This window comes from Arthrobacter parietis (assembly GCF_039530425.1).
Lineage (GTDB): Bacteria > Actinomycetota > Actinomycetes > Actinomycetales > Micrococcaceae > Arthrobacter_D > Arthrobacter_D parietis.
Genome location: NZ_BAAAON010000004.1, coordinates 1 through 3,455 on the forward strand (window position 1 = coordinate 1; position 3,455 = coordinate 3,455).

General features: G+C 55.9%; 2 rRNA genes. Both read left to right on the forward strand.

Annotation, left to right across the window (positions count from 1 at the left end):
* Positions 1–1,342, forward strand: a 16S ribosomal RNA gene (locus tag ABFX19_RS14670); the annotation flags it as partial.
* A gap of 545 nt (positions 1,343–1,887) precedes the next feature.
* Positions 1,888–3,455: ribosomal RNA gene (locus ABFX19_RS14675) — 23S ribosomal RNA — on the forward strand; the annotation flags it as partial.

A 3,455-nucleotide genomic window follows, 5' to 3' on the forward strand; every position in this document is an offset into this window, starting at 1 on the left:
GACTATCGCATGGTGGTTGGTGGAAAGCTTTTGTGGTTTTGGATGGACTCGCGGCCTATCAGCTTGTTGGTGGGGTAATGGCCTACCAAGGCGACGACGGGTAGCCGGCCTGAGAGGGTGGACGGCCACACTGGGACTGAGACACGGCCCAGACTCCTACGGGAGGCAGCAGTGGGGAATATTGCACAATGGGCGCAAGCCTGATGCAGCGACGCCGCGTGAGGGATGAAGGCCTTCGGGTTGTAAACCTCTTTCAGTAGGGAAGAAGCGAAAGTGACGGTACCTGCAGAAGAAGCGCCGGCTAACTACGTGCCAGCAGCCGCGGTAATACGTAGGGCGCAAGCGTTATCCGGAATTATTGGGCGTAAAGAGCTCGTAGGCGGTTTGTCGCGTCTGCCGTGAAAGTCCGGGGCTTAACTCCGGATCTGCGGTGGGTACGGGCAGACTTGAGTGATGTAGGGGAGACTGGAATTCCTGGTGTAGCGGTGAAATGCGCAGATATCAGGAGGAACACCGATGGCGAAGGCAGGTCTCTGGGCATTAACTGACGCTGAGGAGCGAAAGCATGGGGAGCGAACAGGATTAGATACCCTGGTAGTCCATGCCGTAAACGTTGGGCACTAGGTGTGGGGGACATTCCACGTTTTCCGCGCCGTAGCTAACGCATTAAGTGCCCCGCCTGGGGAGTACGGCCGCAAGGCTAAAACTCAAAGGAATTGACGGGGGCCCGCACAAGCGGCGGAGCATGCGGATTAATTCGATGCAACGCGAAGAACCTTACCAAGGCTTGACATGAACCGGAACGGCGCAGAGATGTGTCGGCCACTTGTGGCCGGTTTACAGGTGGTGCATGGTTGTCGTCAGCTCGTGTCGTGAGATGTTGGGTTAAGTCCCGCAACGAGCGCAACCCTCGTTCCATGTTGCCAGCGGGTTATGCCGGGGACTCATGGGAGACTGCCGGGGTCAACTCGGAGGAAGGTGGGGACGACGTCAAATCATCATGCCCCTTATGTCTTGGGCTTCACGCATGCTACAATGGCCGGTACAAAGGGTTGCGATGCTGTGAGGTGGAGCTAATCCCAAAAAGCCGGTCTCAGTTCGGATTGAGGTCTGCAACTCGACCTCATGAAGTCGGAGTCGCTAGTAATCGCAGATCAGCAACGCTGCGGTGAATACGTTCCCGGGCCTTGTACACACCGCCCGTCAAGTCACGAAAGTTGGTAACACCCGAAGCCGGTGGCCTAACCCTTTTGGGGGGGAGCCGTCGAAGGTGGGACCGGCGATTGGGACTAAGTCGTAACAAGGTAGCCGTACCGGAAGGTGCGGCTGGATCACCTCCTTTCTAAGGAGCGCCTACAACTGTTTGCATCCTGCGTTGTGTGGGGTGTGGGGGTTGTCAGGAGTATGCCCATTGCGCAGGCGTTTGTTCTGCGGTGGGTGCTCATGGGTGGAATATCAATGAATAGGTGCCGGGTTGGTGCTGGTTGGTTTGAGTACGGGTCGCATGTTTTCTGTTCTGTCGGGTTTGTCCTGGCGGGGTGGGGGTGTGTGGTTTGGGAAAGGGCTGGTTGGTTGCTGGTTCGGTAGTGTGTGGCACACTGTTGGGTCCTGAGGCAACAGGGGCTGGGTTTCTGCTGGGGATGAGTCGCACGGTTGTGTGGTTTGTTTCGGGTGGGGGTTTGGTTGGCTGGTGTTTCTGGTTTTCCTGGGCATTACCGCTCATGTCTTGATCCTGTTTGTTTGGGGTTGTGGGGTGTGGGTGGTGTGTTGACTGGGGTTGTTGTTTGAGAACTGCATAGTGGACGCGAGCATCTTAAATTTTGTGTATGCACGCAATCGTTTGGCATGGCCGGCTCTTTGGGGTTGGTTGTGTTGGTTGTGTGTGATCGTCAAGTTTTTAAGGGCACACGGTGGATGCCTTGGCATCAGGAGCCGAAGAAGGACGTGGGAATCTGCGATAAGCCTGGGGGAGTTGATAACCGAACTTTGATCCCAGGATGTCCGAATGGGGAAACCCCGCTCAGCGCGCGAGTGACTGGGTGACCCGTACCTGAACACATAGGGTGCGTGGGGGGAACGTGGGGAAGTGAAACATCTCAGTACCCACAGGAAGAGAAAACAATAGTGATTCCGTTAGTAGTGGCGAGCGAACGCGGATGAGGCTAAACCAGTGGTGTGTGATAGCCGGCGGGCGTTGCATCTCTGGGGTTGCGGGACTTTCCGTATCAGTTCTGCCGGACTGGTGAAGTGAGTGCAGGCGTATAGGTGAACGGGTTTGAAGGCCCGACCGGAGTGGGTGAGAGTCCCGTAGCTGTAATGCGTGCTGCCGCTTGGAGAGTATCCCAAGTAGTACGGGGCCCGAGAAATCCCGTGCGAATCTGCCAGGACCACCTGGTAAGCCTAAATACTCCCTGATGACCGATAGCGGACCAGTACCGTGAGGGAAAGGTGAAAAGTACCCCGGGAGGGGAGTGAAATAGTACCTGAAACCGTGTGCCTACAATCCGTCAGAGCGGGATTTTGTCCTGTGATGGCGTGCCTTTTGAAGAATGAGCCTGCGAGTTAGTGTTACGTCGCGAGGTTAACCCGTGTGGGGTAGCCGTAGCGAAAGCGAGTCTGAATAGGGCGAGTGAGTGGCGTGATCTAGACCCGAAGCGAAGTGATCTACCCATGGCCAGGTTGAAGCGACGGTAAGACGTCGTGGAGGACCGAACCCACTTCAGTTGAAAATGGAGGGGATGAGCTGTGGGTAGGGGTGAAAGGCCAATCAAACTTCGTGATAGCTGGTTCTCCCCGAAATGCATTTAGGTGCAGCGTTGCGTGTTTCTTGCCGGAGGTAGAGCTACTGGATGGCCGATGGGCCCTACAAGGTTACTGACGTCAGCCAAACTCCGAATGCCGGTAAGTGAGAGCGCAGCAGTGAGACTGTGGGGGATAAGCTTCATAGTCGAGAGGGAAACAGCCCAGACCACCAACTAAGGCCCCTAAGCGTGTGCTAAGTGGGAAAGGATGTGGAGTTGCTCAGACAACCAGGAGGTTGGCTTAGAAGCAGCCATCCTTGAAAGAGTGCGTAATAGCTCACTGGTCAAGTGATTCCGCGCCGACAATGTAGCGGGGCTCAAGTACACCGCCGAAGTTGTGGATTTCAAATGTTAGCCAAGCCGGAGACTTGTTCTCCTGAGTTCAGGCGTTTGGAGTGGTAGGGGAGCGTCGTGTGGGCAGTGAAGTCGCGGTGTAAACCAGCGGTGGAGCCTACACGAGTGAGAATGCAGGCATGAGTAGCGAAAGACGGGTGAGAAACCCGTCCGCCGAATGATCAAGGGTTCCAGGGTCAAGCTAATCTGCCCTGGGTAAGTCGGGACCTAAGGCGAGGCCGACAGGCGTAGTCGATGGACAACGGGTTGATATTCCCGTACCGGTGAAGAACCGCCCATACTGAACAAGGGATACTAACC